Source organism: Senegalia massiliensis (assembly GCF_900626135.1).
Taxonomy (GTDB): Bacteria; Bacillota; Clostridia; order Tissierellales; family SIT17; genus Anaeromonas; species Anaeromonas massiliensis.
Window position 1 is genome coordinate 1,064,517 of the sequence record NZ_LR130785.1, and the last position, 15,462, is coordinate 1,079,978.

Genomic DNA, 15,462 nt, shown 5'->3' on the forward strand with positions numbered 1-15,462 from the left:
ATTATGAAAAATAAAATAAATTTTACTAATTCAAATGAAATTATTAAATTTATAAAATCATCAAAAAAGACTACACCAGTTAAAGTTTATATAAAAGGAAAATTAGATTATATTGATTTCGAAAATCTAAGAAATTTTGGAGAAGGTAATTCAAGGGTAATTTTTTGTGAATACAAAGAAATATGTGAGTTTATAGAAAAAAATAAAGATTTAATAGAAGACTATCATATTGAAAATGACAGAAGAAATTCTGCTATTCCTCTTTTGGATATTAAAAATATTAAAGCCAGAATTGAACCAGGGGCAATTATACGAGAGGGAGTTAAAATAGATGAAAAAGTTATAATTATGATGGGAGCAGTTATTAACATAGGAGCAGAGATTGGAAAAGGTTCTATGATTGATATGAATGCAGTAATAGGTGCTAGAGGAATAATAGGAGAAAATGTACACATAGGAGCTGGAGCAGTAGTAGCAGGAGTATTAGAGCCACCTAGTAAAACACCTGTTATTATTGAAGATAATGTATTAGTTGGTTCAAATGCAGTAATACTTGAAGGTATTAAAATAGGAAAAGGGGCAGTAGTGGCTGCTGGATCTGTAGTTACAAAAGATGTACCTAATAACTCTGTAGTTGCTGGTTCTCCTGCAAAAGTGATAAAAATCAAAGACCATAAGACATTGGAAAAAGTTCAAATTGTAGAAGATCTAAGAGGTAATTAAAGTGGAAAATATTTTTAGAGAAGATAAAAAATACATTTTAAATGTTTACAATAGAATAAATTTAGAAATTGTTAAATCAAAAGGTTCATATTTATATGATGAAGATGGTAATAAGTATTTAGATATGTTTAGTGGTCTCTCAGTGAATAATATAGGTAATAGCAATGAAGAAATTATTCAGGCTATATTAAAACAAAGTTCCGATTATATACATATTTCAAATTATTTTGTTAGCAAATCAATAGTTAAATTGGCTAAATTATTAGTGGAAAATACTCATGCTTCTAAAGTGTTTTTTACTAATTCAGGAACAGAATCTAATGAAGCAGCAATAAAGATTGCTAGAAAATTTGGACTCTCTATTAACAAAGGAAAAACTCATATATTAGCAGCTTATAATTCTTTTCATGGAAGAACTTTGGGAAGTCTTTCTTTAACAGGACAGAAAAAATATCAAGAAAATTTTAAACCCCTTTTACCAGATATAGATTATTTTATATATAATAATATTGAAGATTTAAAACAAAAAGTTAACCATAAAACATGTGCTGTATTTATTGAACTTATACAAGGTGAGGGAGGTATAATACAGATAGATAATTCTTTTGTAAAGTGTTTAAATGAATTATCAAAAAAGTATAATTTTTTAATCATTGTTGATGAAATACAAACTGGATTAGGGAGAACAGGAGAATTATTAACGTCTCATTATTATAATATTAAACCTCATATTACTACACTTGCAAAATCCTTAGGTGGAGGATTGCCTTTAGGAGCTGTGCTTGTAAGTAAAGATATTGAAAACCTACTAAAAAAAGGAGAACATGGCAGTACATTTGGTGGTAATCCTGTTTCTTGTGCTTGTGGTGAAGTTGTAATAAATAAAATATTAGAAAAAGATTTTAAGAAAGATTTAAGGAGAAAAAGTAATTATTTATTAGATAAACTATATATACTTAAAGATAAATATCCACATATAATTAAAGATATAAGAGGTAAAGGTTTGATGATTGGTATTGATGTAGGTGAATATGCCTTTATTATAAAAGAAAAAGCATTGGAAAAAAAATTAATTATTAATATTACAAATAAAACAGTAATTAGATTGCTACCTCCACTAAATATAGATACTAAAGAAATAGATGAATTTTTAGATATATTTGAGGTGATAATCAGTGAAAGAATATGAGGATACTTTATATAAAGAAATAAATAAAGAGATGATAAAAGTAAGAAAGTACCTTCATCAAATTCCAGAAATAGGGTTTAAAGAATTTAAAACATCATCATTTATAAAATCCAAACTAGAAGAATTTGGGTATGAGGTAGAGATTACTGCAAAAACAGGAATTATAGCATTTATTAAAGGTAAAATAACTGGTGAAGCTATAGCATTTAGAGCAGATATGGATGGGTTGATGATTAATGAAGACTTAGAAGTACATTTTTCTTCAACACATCCAGGAAAAATGCATGCATGTGGTCATGACGGACATATGTCTATTTTAATTGGATTAGCAATGTTTTTATCAAGATTAAATAAAATAAATAAAGATATATTATTAATATTTCAACCAGCAGAAGAAGGGCCTGGTGGAGCAAATATTATTGTAAATGAAGGTATTTTAGATAAATATAATGTTAAGTATATTTTTGGGTTACATATTTCCCCAGAAATAAAAGAAGGTAAAATTGGTATTGCTTCAGGACCTATAATGGCTCAAAGTGGTGAATTTGATATTTTTATTAATTCTAAAAATAGTCATGGTGCTATGCCACACTTAGGAATTGATGGTATATATATATCAAGTTTATTAATACAATCTTATCAGAGCATTATAAGTAGAAATATAAGTCCTAATGAAACTGGAGTGTTAACTATTGGAAAAATTTCAGGAGGAAGTGCTATAAATATAATCGCTGATAAAATTAAATTAGAAGGAACAATAAGAGCTTTTAACTTAGATATTTATAATAAAATTAAAAGTAGAATTTATGAAATAAATAAAGGGATTGAATTAATGTATGATATTAATATTGACACGCAAATAAGAGATTTTTATCCTCCAGTTATAAATGATAAATATTTATATAATATAGTTAAGAAATCTTTAAGTAGTAAAGAGATTATGGAAATAGAGCCTCTGATGATATCTGAAGATTTTTCTTACTATCAAAAAAAAGTAGCAGGTTTTTTCTTTTTGTTAGGTTCAAAAAATGAAATCAAAGGTTACAATTATCCCCTTCATAGTTCTAAATTCAATTTTGATGATAAAATATTATTAACAGGTCTAAGAACGTATATGAAAATATTAAAAATATTAGAAATAATTTAAAAGTCAGAATTTTTTCTGACTTTTTATTTAATATATCTTGATTAAGGGCATAAGGATGGAATAAAATATAAGTAATATATTAAATAATATTAAAAAAGGAGAAATTAATGGAAAATTATATTGATTTACGTTCAGACACTGTTACTCAACCTACTCAAGCTATGAGAGATGCAATGTATAATGCAGAAGTGGGAGATGATATATTAGGAGATGATCCTACTGTAAAAAAGCTTGAAAAAATGTCGGCTGACATATTAGGTAAAGAGGATGCTTTATTTGTAACATCTGGAACACTGGCAAATCAAATAGCGGTAATGACTTTTACAAATAGAGGTGAAGAAGTTATAGTTGGAAATACTTCTCATATATATAATTTGGAAGTAGGGGCTCTTGCAGCACTTTCTCAAGTTCAAACTAGACCTATAGATGTAGAAAATGGATATTATGATATAGATAAAATGAAAAGTTTAATTCAAAATAAAGGGATTCAAAATGCAAGAACAGGACTTATTTGCATTGAAAACACAAATAATTTAAATGCAGGATTTATTGTACCAGTGGGAAATATAAATAATGTATGTGAATTAGGAAAAAAACATAATATACCAGTTTATATGGATGGAGCTAGAATTTTTAACGCATCAGTAGCTTTAGATATAGAGGTTAAAGATATAGTGAAAAATGTAGATGCAGTAATGTTTGCCCTTACAAAAGGTCTTTGTGCACCTTTTGGAGCAATACTTGCTGGAGATAGAAAGTTTATAGAAAAAGCAAGATGGATAAAACAACGATTAGGAAGTGGGTTTAGACAAGCAGGGTTTTTAGCAGCTCCAGGAATAGTAGCACTTGAAACAATGATACCTAGATTAAAAGAAGATAATAAAAATGCAAAATTATTAGGGGAAAAATTAGCAGAAATAGAAGGATTAGATGTAAATGTAGATAATATTCATACATCAATACTAACGGGGTCAGTAAAAGGTTTACCAATAGATATAGATAAATTTTTAGATAAATTAAATGACAATAAAATTAAAGCAAAAAGAATATCGGATTATAGCTTTAGAATGGTTACTCATTTAGGAATTGGAGAAAAAGAAATAGAGAAGGTTGTAAAGACAGTAAAAAAAATAATAAATGATATATAGATTGGAGCGAGTAAAGTGGAAAGAAGAAAATATTTACAAATACCAGGGCCAACAAATGTACCGGATAGAATACTTAGAAGTCTTTCTAAGCCTTTATTAAATCATAGGGGAGAAGAATTTGAAGAATTAGTAGATTCCTGTGTGAAAGGATTAAAAAAGATTTATAAGACAGAAAATGATATTTTGATATTTCCAAGTTCAGGCAGTGGAATATTAGAAGCTTCTATAGTTAATTTATTTTCTAGAGGAGATACAGTAGCTATAGTTAAATTAGGTGTATTTAGTGATAGAATGGCTTCAATTGCGGAAAATCATGGCTTAAATGTAATACCAATAGAAAAAGAATGGGGAGAAGCTGTAACTAAAAGTGATATAAAAAAAGTTTTAGAAAATGATAAAGATAAAGAAATAAAAGCAATATGTTTACCACATAATGAAACATCAACAGGAGTTAAAAATGACATTAAAAGCATTTCTGAAATTATAAAGAAATTAAATCATCCAGCATTAGTTGTTGTAGATGCAATAAGTTCTCTTGCTTCCTTAGAGCTTGAAACAGATAAGTGGAACTTAGATGTAGTTGTATCTTCATCACAAAAAGGACTTATGTTGCCACCAGGACTTGGCATAGTATCAATTAGTAAAGGGGCATGGGACTTAATAGAAAAATCTACTATGAGTAAATGGTATTGGGATTTTAAAGTAGTCAAAGAAAGAATGAAAGGAAATCAATTTCCATATACACCTTCAACTTCATTATTATTTGGATTAAAAGAATCTATAGATATGATTTTAGATGAAGAATTAGAAAATGTATGGAATAGACATGAACTCATGACTACTGCTGTTAGAAATTCATCTCAAGCAATGGGACTTAAATTACTTGCAAATGATAAAGATGCTTCAAATACAGTTACAGCTATATTTTTACCAAAAGGAATTAAATATATTGATTTAGCTAGAGTGTTAAGCGAAGATTACAATATAATAATTGGTGGTGGGCTTAAGAAGCTAAAGGAAAAAATATTTAGGATTGGACATTTAGGATCTCTTCACCATGTAGAAGTATATGGAATAATGGGTGCATTAGAAATGGCCCTATTTAAATTAGGCTATAAAGTAGAATTAGGAACTGCTGCAAAATCAGTTGCTGAAACATTTTTAGAAGATAAATAAATTCAAAATTCAAATATCCTTAAACAATTGTTTAAGGATATTTTCATTATGTTATAATATATTTATTATAGTTAACTCAAAATAATTTTAAAAGGAGAATACTATGTCATATAAATTTAATCCAAAAAACAAGAAAAAATTAGATAATATTGATAGAAGAAGATCCTTACCACCAAAAGAAACTTTGGAAAAATTATATTTAAAAGAAGGAGACTATATTGCCGATATTGGTTGTGGAATAGGATATTTCATATTTCCAGCTTTAGATATAGTTAAGAGTACAGGGAAGGTTTATGCTATAGATATATCACAAGATATGCTTAAAGATGTAGAAGAAAAAATAAATAATAAGGATATAGATAATATTCAGGTTATAAAAGGAGAAATATCAGAATTAAAAGATAATAGTGTGAATTATATTTTTATTAGTAATGTTCTTCATGAAATTGATAATAAAGATGAGTTTTTTACTAATTTAAAGAGAGTATTACAAAGTAATGGCAGAGTTTCAATTATTGAGTGGAAAAAAATCAAAATGGATATTGGTCCATCATTAGAACATAGAGTATCTCAAGAATGGTTAAAGGATAAATTATTTCATATAGGTTTTAAGGATTTGGAAATTATTAATATAAATGATAATTTATATTCAGTGACAGGAAAATTATAAAAAGTATTGGAGGAATTAAAATGTATAGTTTTATGAATGATTATAGTGAAGGTGCTCATCCAAAAATATTAGAAAATCTTACTAAATATAATTTAGAGCAAAACATAGGATATGGACAAGATAAACATAGTGAAAAAGCAAAGAAACATATGATAAAATTCATTCAAAATGATAATATTGATATTCATTTTATACCAGGTGGAACACAAACTAACTTGCTTGCAATATCAAGTTTTTTAAGACCGCATGAAGCTGTAATTGCTGCTAATACTGGACATATTAATGTACATGAGACAGGTGCTATTGAGGCTACAGGACATAAGGTAATTGCTATGGAATCTAAAAATGGGAAATTAAGTATAGAATCTATTAAAAAAGCTTTAGATTATCATAGTGATGAGCATATGGTAAAACCTAAGATGGTGTACATATCTAATTCTACAGAGCTTGGCACTATATATAAAAAAAGAGAATTAAGTGATATAAAGAAAATATGTGATGAAAATAATTTGTTATTATTTTTAGATGGAGCACGTATTGGTTCTGCTCTTACTTGTAAAGAAAATGATTTGTCTTTAAAAGAAATATCTAATTTGGTGGATGCTTTTTATATAGGAGGAACTAAAAATGGAGCTTTACTTGGCGAAGCTTTAGTTATATGTAAAGATGAAATAAAAGAAGATTTTAGATATCTTATTAAACAAAGAGGAGCTCTTATGGCTAAAGGTTTTGTAACCGGGATTCAATTTGAAACATTATTTGAAGATGATTTATTTTTTTCCCTAGCAAATCATGCTAATAAAATGGCAGAAAAAATAGCAAATTCGCTAGAAGAGCTAGGCTATAGTTTTTATACACCACCTATGACAAATCAATTATTTCCTATATTATCAAATGACATATTAGAAAACTTATCAAAGGAATTTTTGTATTCAATTGAAGCAAGAGTAGATGAAGCCAATAGTGCAGTACGATTTGTAACATCATGGGCTACTACTGAAGAATCAGTTAATAAATTAGTAAACTTTTTTAAAGGTTTACAGTAGAGGTGATTTTATGTCAAAATTTTATGCAGAAATAGCTAGATATTATGATTATATTTTTCCTTTATCAACAAATAAATTAAACTTAATAAAGGATTTAGCTGGAAACAATCCAAAAGATATTTTAGATGTGGCCAGTGGTAGTGGTTTATATTCAAAACAATTAAGTGATGATGGATATAATGTAACTGCTATTGATTTAGATAATGAAATGATAAACAAATTAAAAGAAAAAGACAAAAAAATAGATGCAAAAGTTTTAAATATGCTAGATATAGAAAAGTTAAATAAAAAGTTCGACTTAATTTTTAGTATTGGTAATTCTATAGTTCATTTAGAAAATAATGAAATTATAAAAAAGTTTTTGTATTCAGCTAAAAATTCTCTAAAAGAAAACGGGAAATTATTAATACAAATAGTTAATTACGATAGAATATTAGAAAAAAATATCAAAAGACTACCAACTATAAAAAATAATGAAGAAAATTTAGTGTTTGAAAGATATTATGAGTATTTAGAGCAAGAACATAAGATAAATTTTAAAACCATATTAAAGGTAGATAATAACACCTTTGAAAACAATGTATTATTACATCCAATAACATCTGAAGAAATAAAAGAATTGTTAAAGGAAGTAGGGTTTTCTAGTATTAATTTTTATGGGGATTTTACTCAAAGTAACTATGAACCTATAGAGTCATTTCCTTTGATAATAGTAGCTGAAAAATAATACGAAATTTTATATGAAAGAGAGAGAATGAATATGAAGTTAAGCAATGATAAACTAAAATTATTAACTAATGATTTAATAAAATGGATAAGAGAAATGATGAGTAGTACTGGTGGGGAGAAAGCTATAATTGGTATATCAGGTGGAAAAGATAGTTCTGTAGTTGCAGGACTATGTGTAAGAGCATTGGGAAAAGAGAATGTATTAGGAGTTTTAATGCCCCATGAAGTGCAATATGATATAAATTATTCTCATGAAATATGTGATTTTTTGGGTATAAAATGTAAAGAGGTATCTATTACTCCTATGATGAAAAGTTTTTATGAAGTTTTAGAAGGTGTAAAAGGTGATTTTATAGATGATATATCAGAACAAACAAAATTAAATTTACCTCCAAGAATTCGTATGACATTACTTTATGCTATAAGCCAATCCATATATAATGGTAGGGTAATAAATACAAGTAATTTATCTGAAGATTGGGTAGGATATGCTACAGTTTATGGAGATACCACAGGAGCATTTTCACCACTTGCAACTCTTACAACTGATGAAGTTATACAAGTAGGTAGATATATTGGAATTCCAGAAAAATTTATCATTAAAACTCCAGAAGATGGACTTACAAAGAAAACAGATGAAGATGTACTTGGGTTTAGTTATGACACTTTGAATCGTTATATAAGAGAAGGAAAAATAGATGATAAAGATATAAAAGATAAGATTGATAAAATTCATAAATATAGTAGATTTAAATTTACTCCAATTCCTATATATAATTCATATTTACCTATAAAAGCAAAAGAATTAGGAAATTTTTATAATGATAAAAAATAAAAATAAAATAGTATATTTAGCAGCTGTAATATTTTCTATAATTACAGGACTATCTTATTTTTTAAATAAAGTTGCTCTTGAAACTTCAGAACCTATAGATATATTAGCCCATAGGTTTACTTCAGCATTTTTAGGACTTTTAATAGGCATATTATTTGGGTTTATAAAAGTGAATTTAACAAAAGAAAAAATTAAAAAAATATTACCTCTTGCACTTTTTAATCCATTATTATATTTTGGACTCCAGACAACAGGACTTCAGTATGCTACTTCAGCTGAAGGAGGAATATTGCTAGCATCATCACCAATATTTACATTACTATTAGCTTCTTATTTTTTAAAAGAAAAAAGTACATTAAGTCAAAAAATATTCATGATTTTATCTGTATCTGGAGTTGTTTATATAACTATTATGAAAGGTGTAACATTTGATCTTAATAATATTTTAGGGGTAATACTTTTACTTTTATCAGCAATATCAATTGCATCATATAATGTAGTTGGTAGAGTACTTAATAAGAATTTTTCAAATATGGAAATAAGCTTTGTTATGATATCTATTAGTTTTATAATATATAATATTATTGCTATAGTAAAACATATAATGTCAAATGATTTATTAAATTATTTTACTCCATTTACAAACATAGATTTCACTATTTCTGTAGTATATCTTGGAGTATTATCTTCTTTGGTTTCATCGCTTATTAATAATTATGTGTTATCAAATATTGAGGCTTCAAAAATGAGTGTATTTGCTAATTTAGGGACGGTTATATCTATATTTGCAGGAGTTATATTTTTAAATGAGAATTTATATTATTATCATATTATAGGATCCATTTTTATAATTGGTGGAGTATTAGGGGTTAATTTTAGTGAAAATATAAAATTTAAAAGAGTACGATACAATAAAAGTACAATTCATTAAAAATTGATAATATATTATCAATTTTTAATGAATAATCTAAATCATATGGTATAATAAAATAGAATTTTAATTATTTAAATATAAGAGAGGTAAAAGATGAAATTTATTAAAAAAATTTTATTAAATAGGATATTAGTCATAGGTATTTCTATATTGGCACAGCTTCTTGTTCTAATATGGGCAATATTAAAATTTCAAGATTATTTTGTAGTTTTTTATGCAGTTAGTATTGTAATTAGTATAGGAGTTGTATTGTTTATAATAAATGACCCAATAAATCCTGCTTATAAAATAGCTTGGATAATACCTATATTATTATTTCCTATATTTGGAGGATTGTTTTATATATTATTCGGTGGTAATAAAGTAAATAAAAGAGATAAAAAAAGGATGAAATTTATAGAGCATAAAATGAAACAATGCTTGCCACCTGATAGAGATATATTAAAGGAAATAGAATTAATTGATAAAGATGCAATGAATCAATGCAGCTATTTACAAAATTCTGCTTATGTACCAGCTTTTAAAAATACTTTTACTGAATATTTTCCAATTGGTGAGCTAAAGTTTAAAAGATTAAAGGAAGAATTAAAAAAGGCTAAAGAATTCATATTTTTAGAGTATTTTATTATTTCTGAAGGAAAGATGTGGGATGAAATATTAGAAATACTAAAGGAAAAAGCATCAGAAGGTTTAGATATTAGAATAATATATGATGATTTTGGATGTGTACTAACATTGCCTTATGGATATGATAAAAAGTTAGAAAGTATGGGTATAAAGTGTGCAATTTTCAACCCACTTATTCCAGTTTTATCTCCAAAACTTAATAATAGAGATCATAGAAAAATAGCAATAATAGATGGTCATACTGGTTTTACAGGTGGAATAAATCTAGCGGATGAGTATATAAATGTTATTGATAGATTTGGACATTGGAAAGATTCAGCTATTATGATTAAGGGAGATGCTGTATGGTCTCTTACTGTAATGTTTTTATCCATGTGGGATTATATTAATGGAATAGATGAAGATTTCAATAAATTTAAAAAAGAAAAAGTACATATTGATTATAAGGAACAAAAAGGATACATACAACCCTTTACTGATAATCCATTAGATGATGAAACAGTGGGTGAAATAACATATCTTAATTTAATAAATAAAGCAAAAGATTATATATATATTACTACACCATATTTAATTATAGACAATGAAATGGTAGTAGCTCTTACTTCTGCTGCAAAAGCTGGAATAGATGTAAAAATTATCACACCTCATAGCCCTGATAAATGGTATGTTCATGCAGTTACACGTTCTTTTTATAAATTGCTTATTGAAAAGGGAATAAAAATATATGAATATACGCCTGGTTTTATTCATTCTAAAAATTTTATTGTTGATGATAACTATGGAGTAGTAAGTACAATTAATATGGATTATAGAAGCTTATATTTACATTTTGAATGTGGAGTATGGATGTATAAAACAGATAGTATTTATTATATGAAAAAAGATTTTTTAGATACACTAGAGTTTTGCAAGGAAATTACTTATGAAGAGGCAACTGATATTAAACTTCATAGAAGATTAGGCCGATCAATATTAAGAGCATTTTCACCTCTTATGTAAACTTAATCTTTAGGTTATTTTACTTATGAATAAAGTTTTAAATCATAGGAAAAATAAGCTTAAGGAGGTGTATTCTATATGCTAAATTTAAGTCAAAAGGAACAGACATTATTGCAAGATCAGAAAAGTCATGAAGAAATGTGTATTAAAAAATATACAAAGTATGCAAATGAAGCTAGAGATCCAGAACTAAAACAACTTTTTAATGAATTGGCATCTCAAGAGAGGGAGCATTTAAATACTGTAAATCAAATATTAAATGGTCAAGTGCCAAATGTAAGTTCACAAAGTAGTTCTAATAATTCTCAAAATGAAATAACACAATTTAGCGGTAATAATATGAACAATCAGCAAGATGCTGACTTATGTCAAGATTTACTTTCTACAGAAAAATATGTGTCAAGCACATATAATACAACAATATTTGAATGTAAAGATACTAATGTAAGAAAAGCATTAAATCATATTCAAAAAGAAGAACAAGAACATGGCGAAAAAATATATAATTATATGCAGGCTAATGGAATGTATAGTTAATAACAAATAATAAAGGATGTATGTAAATCATACATCCTTTTAAATATTTAAGCTTTATTTATTGAACCAAAAAGTTCCATTTTTTCTTTTACTATTTCTTTAACAGCTTCTGTACCAGGAGCTAGAAGTTTTCTAGGATCAAATCCTTTACCTTCTAAATCTTTTCCTTCTTCAATATATTTACGAGTTGCAGCTGCAAATGCCCATTGACATTCAGTATTTACGTTTATCTTTGCAACTCCAAGACTTATAGCTTTTTTAACCATATCTTCAGGAATACCTGTTCCACCATGTAATACTAAAGGAACATCATTTGTAATATCATCAATTTGTTTTAATACATCAAAATCTAGACCTTTCCAATTTTCAGGATATTTACCATGAATATTACCAATTCCAGCAGCAAGTATAGATACACCTAAGTCAGCAATAGTTTTACATTCATTAGGATCAGCGACTTCACCAGAACCTATAACACCATCTTCTTCACCACCAATTGAACCTACTTCTGCTTCAACTGAAATTCCTTTAGAATGTGCAATTCTTATAATTTCTTTTGTTTTTTCTATATTTTCATCTATATCATAATGAGAACCATCAAACATTACAGATGAAAATCCAGCATCCATAGCTTTTTGTGCACCTTCATAACTACCATGATCTAAGTGAAGTGCTACAGGAACAGTTATATTTAACTCTTCAAGCATACCATTTACCATACCTACTACAGTTTTAAATCCTCCCATATATTTTCCTGCACCTTCAGATACACCTAAAATTACTGGAGAATTATTTTCTTGTGCTGTAAGTAATACAGCCTTAGTCCACTCCAAATTATTTATATTAAAGTGTCCTACAGCATATCCTTCCTTATGTGCTTTTTTCAACATATCATCTACTGTAACTAACATTAAAAAACCTCCTAAAGTTTACTGAATACCTACATATATATTACCACATATAAAGAAAATATAAAACTTAAAATTTTATTGACCAATATAGTCAGAGTATGCTATAATTAAACTGACCAGTAAAGTCAATACAAAACAAAAGGATGAATAATAATATGGAAACAATATTAGAGAAAATTGATATAGAAAAAAGAGATAGAATAATAAATAGCGCATTAGAAGAGTTTAGTAAGAACAATTTTGAAAAGGCTTCAACAAATAATATTGTTAAAAGAGCTGAAATATCTAAAGGATTACTATATCATTATTTTGGAACAAAACAAAAACTTTATGAATTTTTAAAGGAATTTAGCATAAAAAAAACATTGTCAAATATAGAAAATAACATTAATTGGGATGAAAAAGATTTTTTATTAAGGTTAAAACAAGTTGGAATTATAAAGCTTAAAATGAGTGATAGATATCCTTATTTGTTTAATTTTTTTTCAAGAATATTTGAAAATATATCAGTTGAAGATATGAAAAAATTAGGTGATAAATATTCTTTAGGTTTAATAGATAAGATATATACTCAAAATATTGATTTTTCTTTCTTTAGAGATGATATTGACAAACAAAAGGCTTTTACTATAATAAATTGGACATTTGAAAAATATGGTGAGCAAAAAATTTTAGAAATTAGAAATTCTAATGAAAAAATAAATTATAAAATCATTGAAAAGGAAGTAGATGAATATATTGAAATATTTAGAAAATCTTTTTATAAATAATAGTATTAAATAAATTTAAGTATTTAAAAGGGGGTAATATAGTTGATTAGTGTAAAAAATTTATATCATTCATATAACAAGGATGATAATTATTCAGTAAAGAATGTCAGTTTTAATGTAGATAAAGGTGAAGTATTTGGTTTTTTAGGTCCATCTGGAGCAGGAAAATCAACTACTCAAGGGATTCTTACAGGACTTTTACAATTACAAAAGGGTGAAGTTGAAGTTGTAGGATATGATATAAAAAATATTTCATCAAAAATGTTTAACAAAATTGGAATGAGTTTTGAACAATCAAATGTATATAGTAAACTTACAGCAAAAGAAAATCTAGACTTTTATAGTAAATTATTTGATGTAAAAACTGTAGATAGCATGAAATTACTTAAACTAGTAGGATTAGATGGTAAAGAAAATATTAGAGCAGGGGATTTTTCAAAGGGAATGAAACATAGATTAACATTTGCAAGATCTATGATAAATAATCCTGAACTTTGGTTTTTAGATGAGCCTACAACTGGCCTTGATCCTGCTATAGCTTCAAATATAAAAGATATTATAAAGCAAAAAAATAAAGAAGGAGTTACAATATTTCTAACTACTCATAATATGTTTATAGCAGATGAGCTTTGTGATAGAGTAGCATTTATTGTAGACGGTGAAATAAAATTAATAGATTCACCTAAAAACTTAAAATTACAATATGGAGAAAAACTTGTAGAAGTTGAATATATAAAAGAAAAACAGATAATCACAGAAACTTTTTCAACTATTTTAGACAAAGATAAAAATTCTATTAAAAATATAATTGAAAATTATCAAATACAAACAATGCATACAAAAGAAGCCACACTTGAAGAAATCTTTATAAAAGTTACAGGAAGGGAGCTAAAGTAAAATGAAATTATGGCATAGCTTTCTAAAGGAAATGAAGTTAGCTTTTCGTGGGTTTTATATTTATATAGAAATTTTCATAGCAATATTACTTCTTGTAATAGTTTTAACAGTAGTACCTGAAAATTTTAGTTCAAAGAGTGAAGAGTATATTTATTTTAATTTACCTGAGAATATAAGAGAAAATTATATAGATGGTATAAAACAATTAGATTTAGATAATAAAAAGGAAGTAAAAAAAATTAAAATAGATAATAAAGAAGTAGATGTAGACATTTATGAAACTAGCGATAAAGAAATATATATATTAAATAGTGAACAACAAATCAGAGATATATCAGAAAAAGAACAAAAATTTGGTATGGTAGTTAATATGAAAGAGAATAAACTACATTATAAATATTATATTCAAGGTTATGAAAAAGAAAAACTTAAAAATTTATATCTAATAAGTAATGTAGAAAATACAGAGGCTTTAAGAGAAAATGTAGATAATCAAGATGTCAGACCTTTATCAATTGGTGAAGAAAAGTTAACTGATAGAGAAAATTTACTTCCTACATTTTTAACTTTCAATGGAAGTTTAATGGGTCTTTTTATAATAGCAGCATATGTATTTTTAGATAAAGATGAAGGTGTAATAAAGGCTTATGCAGTTACAGCATCTAGCGTAAAAGAATATCTTTTAAGTAAGACAATGGTCCTTTTATTAACTACTTTAGTGACTAGTTTAATAATGGTTATACCTGTTATGGGGTTACAACCAAATTATTTTTTAATGATATTATTTTTAATAGCAACAACATTATTTTCTTCATCATTAGGGTTATTAATAGCAAGTTTTTATGATAATATAATGCAAGCATTTGGTACTATTTATATAATTATAATAATATTAATATTACCAGCTATTGCTAATATGATACCTTCTTGGAATCCAGATTGGATGAAATTTTTTCCTACATATCATATGATAGAAGTTTTTAAAGAGATAATTTTAGAGAATCAAGATATAAAATATATATTGTTAGCTTCTTTAGGTTTCTTATTATTAGGTATAGTGTTATTTACACTAGCTAATAGAAGATATAAATCTACGCTTACAGTTTAGAAGAAAGGGGGAT

The 15,462-nt window shown here is 26.5% G+C and carries 16 protein-coding genes; 15 read left to right on the plus strand and 1 reads right to left on the minus strand.

Annotation, left to right across the window (positions count from 1 at the left end):
• The first annotated feature begins 3 nt into the window (after nucleotides 1-3).
• The 12 genes from dapD (at nucleotide 4) to E0D94_RS05300 (ending at nucleotide 11,763) form a co-directional block, all read left to right on the plus strand.
• Nucleotides 4-723, plus strand: a complete 720-nt coding sequence (gene dapD / locus E0D94_RS05245; RefSeq protein ID WP_130806233.1) for a 2,3,4,5-tetrahydropyridine-2,6-dicarboxylate N-acetyltransferase — start codon at nucleotides 4-6, stop codon at nucleotides 721-723.
• Between the two features lies 1 nt (nucleotide 724).
• On the plus strand, nucleotides 725-1,912 hold the full coding sequence (locus E0D94_RS05250; protein ID WP_165442874.1) for an aspartate aminotransferase family protein: 1,188 nt from the start codon (nucleotides 725-727) through the stop codon (nucleotides 1,910-1,912).
• Nucleotides 1,899-3,059 (plus strand): M20 metallopeptidase family protein, encoded by a 1,161-nt coding sequence (locus E0D94_RS05255; RefSeq protein WP_242620485.1) that lies wholly within the window; start codon nucleotides 1,899-1,901, stop codon nucleotides 3,057-3,059. Before E0D94_RS05250 ends, E0D94_RS05255 begins: the two co-directional genes overlap by 14 nt.
• Nucleotides 3,060-3,166: 107 nt before the next feature.
• A complete protein-coding gene (locus E0D94_RS05260; protein ID WP_130806235.1) occupies nucleotides 3,167-4,207 on the plus strand; it encodes a threonine aldolase family protein in 1,041 nt (346 codons plus the stop codon).
• A 15-nt stretch (nucleotides 4,208-4,222) separates the two neighbouring features.
• Nucleotides 4,223-5,383 carry a pyridoxal-phosphate-dependent aminotransferase family protein gene (locus E0D94_RS05265; RefSeq protein ID WP_130806236.1) on the plus strand — a complete coding sequence of 387 codons (1,161 nt, stop codon included), beginning with the start codon at nucleotides 4,223-4,225 and terminating at the stop codon, nucleotides 5,381-5,383.
• A 103-nt stretch (nucleotides 5,384-5,486) separates the two neighbouring features.
• Nucleotides 5,487-6,053 carry a class I SAM-dependent methyltransferase gene (locus tag E0D94_RS05270; RefSeq protein WP_130806237.1) on the plus strand — a complete coding sequence of 189 codons (567 nt, stop codon included), beginning with the start codon at nucleotides 5,487-5,489 and terminating at the stop codon, nucleotides 6,051-6,053.
• A gap of 20 nt (nucleotides 6,054-6,073) precedes the next feature.
• Entirely contained in the window at nucleotides 6,074-7,099 is a 1,026-nt protein-coding gene (locus tag E0D94_RS05275) for a threonine aldolase family protein (RefSeq protein WP_130806238.1), read from the plus strand.
• A 10-nt stretch (nucleotides 7,100-7,109) separates the two neighbouring features.
• Nucleotides 7,110-7,826, plus strand: a complete 717-nt coding sequence (locus E0D94_RS05280) for a class I SAM-dependent methyltransferase (protein WP_130806239.1) — start codon at nucleotides 7,110-7,112, stop codon at nucleotides 7,824-7,826.
• Nucleotides 7,827-7,859: 33 nt separating this feature from the next.
• Nucleotides 7,860-8,663 carry an NAD(+) synthase gene (gene nadE / locus E0D94_RS05285; protein WP_130806240.1) on the plus strand — a complete coding sequence of 268 codons (804 nt, stop codon included), beginning with the start codon at nucleotides 7,860-7,862 and terminating at the stop codon, nucleotides 8,661-8,663.
• Entirely contained in the window at nucleotides 8,650-9,594 is a 945-nt protein-coding gene (locus E0D94_RS05290; protein ID WP_130806241.1) for a DMT family transporter, read from the plus strand. The genes nadE and E0D94_RS05290 overlap by 14 nt, the downstream gene beginning before the upstream one ends.
• Nucleotides 9,595-9,690: 96 nt before the next feature.
• Complete coding sequence (gene cls / locus E0D94_RS05295; protein ID WP_130806242.1) at nucleotides 9,691-11,226, plus strand: cardiolipin synthase; 1,536 nt, start codon at nucleotides 9,691-9,693, stop codon at nucleotides 11,224-11,226.
• A gap of 78 nt (nucleotides 11,227-11,304) precedes the next feature.
• Nucleotides 11,305-11,763, plus strand: coding sequence for a spore coat protein (locus tag E0D94_RS05300; RefSeq protein WP_130806243.1), 459 nt, complete (start codon nucleotides 11,305-11,307; stop codon nucleotides 11,761-11,763).
• 47 nt (nucleotides 11,764-11,810) lie between these two features.
• Here the strand turns inward: E0D94_RS05300 and fba are convergent, their stop codons facing one another.
• The gene (gene fba / locus E0D94_RS05305) at nucleotides 11,811-12,674 is read right to left on the minus strand and encodes a class II fructose-1,6-bisphosphate aldolase (protein ID WP_130806244.1); all 864 of its coding nucleotides are present in this window, start codon (nucleotides 12,672-12,674) and stop codon (nucleotides 11,811-11,813) included.
• A 155-nt stretch (nucleotides 12,675-12,829) separates the two neighbouring features.
• On the opposite strand from fba, the gene E0D94_RS05310 reads away from it, so the two are divergent.
• From E0D94_RS05310 to E0D94_RS05320, 3 genes are read left to right on the plus strand one after another with little or no spacing between them, the layout of a single operon-like run.
• Complete coding sequence (locus E0D94_RS05310) at nucleotides 12,830-13,444, plus strand: TetR/AcrR family transcriptional regulator (protein ID WP_165442875.1); 615 nt, start codon at nucleotides 12,830-12,832, stop codon at nucleotides 13,442-13,444.
• A gap of 42 nt (nucleotides 13,445-13,486) precedes the next feature.
• On the plus strand, nucleotides 13,487-14,341 hold the full coding sequence (locus E0D94_RS05315; protein ID WP_130806246.1) for an ABC transporter ATP-binding protein: 855 nt from the start codon (nucleotides 13,487-13,489) through the stop codon (nucleotides 14,339-14,341).
• A 1-nt stretch (nucleotide 14,342) separates the two neighbouring features.
• Nucleotides 14,343-15,449, plus strand: a complete 1,107-nt coding sequence (locus tag E0D94_RS05320; RefSeq protein ID WP_130806247.1) for an ABC transporter permease — start codon at nucleotides 14,343-14,345, stop codon at nucleotides 15,447-15,449.
• The last annotated feature ends 13 nt before the right edge of the window (nucleotides 15,450-15,462 follow it).

Excerpts from the sequence above, each read along its gene's own strand:
- E0D94_RS05320 (WP_130806247.1), top strand. The coding sequence starts at position 14,343 with ATGAAATTATGGCATAGCTTTCTAAAGGAAATGAAGTTAGCTTTTCGT.
- E0D94_RS05280 (WP_130806239.1), top strand. The coding sequence starts at position 7,110 with ATGTCAAAATTTTATGCAGAAATAGCTAGATATTATGATTATATTTTT.
- E0D94_RS05275 (WP_130806238.1), top strand. The coding sequence starts at position 6,074 with ATGTATAGTTTTATGAATGATTATAGTGAAGGTGCTCATCCAAAAATA.
- E0D94_RS05290 (WP_130806241.1), top strand. The coding sequence starts at position 8,650 with ATGATAAAAAATAAAAATAAAATAGTATATTTAGCAGCTGTAATATTT.
- E0D94_RS05270 (WP_130806237.1), top strand. The coding sequence starts at position 5,487 with ATGTCATATAAATTTAATCCAAAAAACAAGAAAAAATTAGATAATATT.
- E0D94_RS05300 (WP_130806243.1), top strand. The coding sequence starts at position 11,305 with ATGCTAAATTTAAGTCAAAAGGAACAGACATTATTGCAAGATCAGAAA.
- fba (WP_130806244.1), bottom strand. The coding sequence starts at position 12,674 with ATGTTAGTTACAGTAGATGATATGTTGAAAAAAGCACATAAGGAAGGA.
- E0D94_RS05310 (WP_165442875.1), top strand. The coding sequence starts at position 12,830 with ATGGAAACAATATTAGAGAAAATTGATATAGAAAAAAGAGATAGAATA.
- E0D94_RS05260 (WP_130806235.1), top strand. The coding sequence starts at position 3,167 with ATGGAAAATTATATTGATTTACGTTCAGACACTGTTACTCAACCTACT.
- cls (WP_130806242.1), top strand. The coding sequence starts at position 9,691 with ATGAAATTTATTAAAAAAATTTTATTAAATAGGATATTAGTCATAGGT.
- dapD (WP_130806233.1), top strand. The coding sequence starts at position 4 with ATGAAAAATAAAATAAATTTTACTAATTCAAATGAAATTATTAAATTT.
- nadE (WP_130806240.1), top strand. The coding sequence starts at position 7,860 with ATGAAGTTAAGCAATGATAAACTAAAATTATTAACTAATGATTTAATA.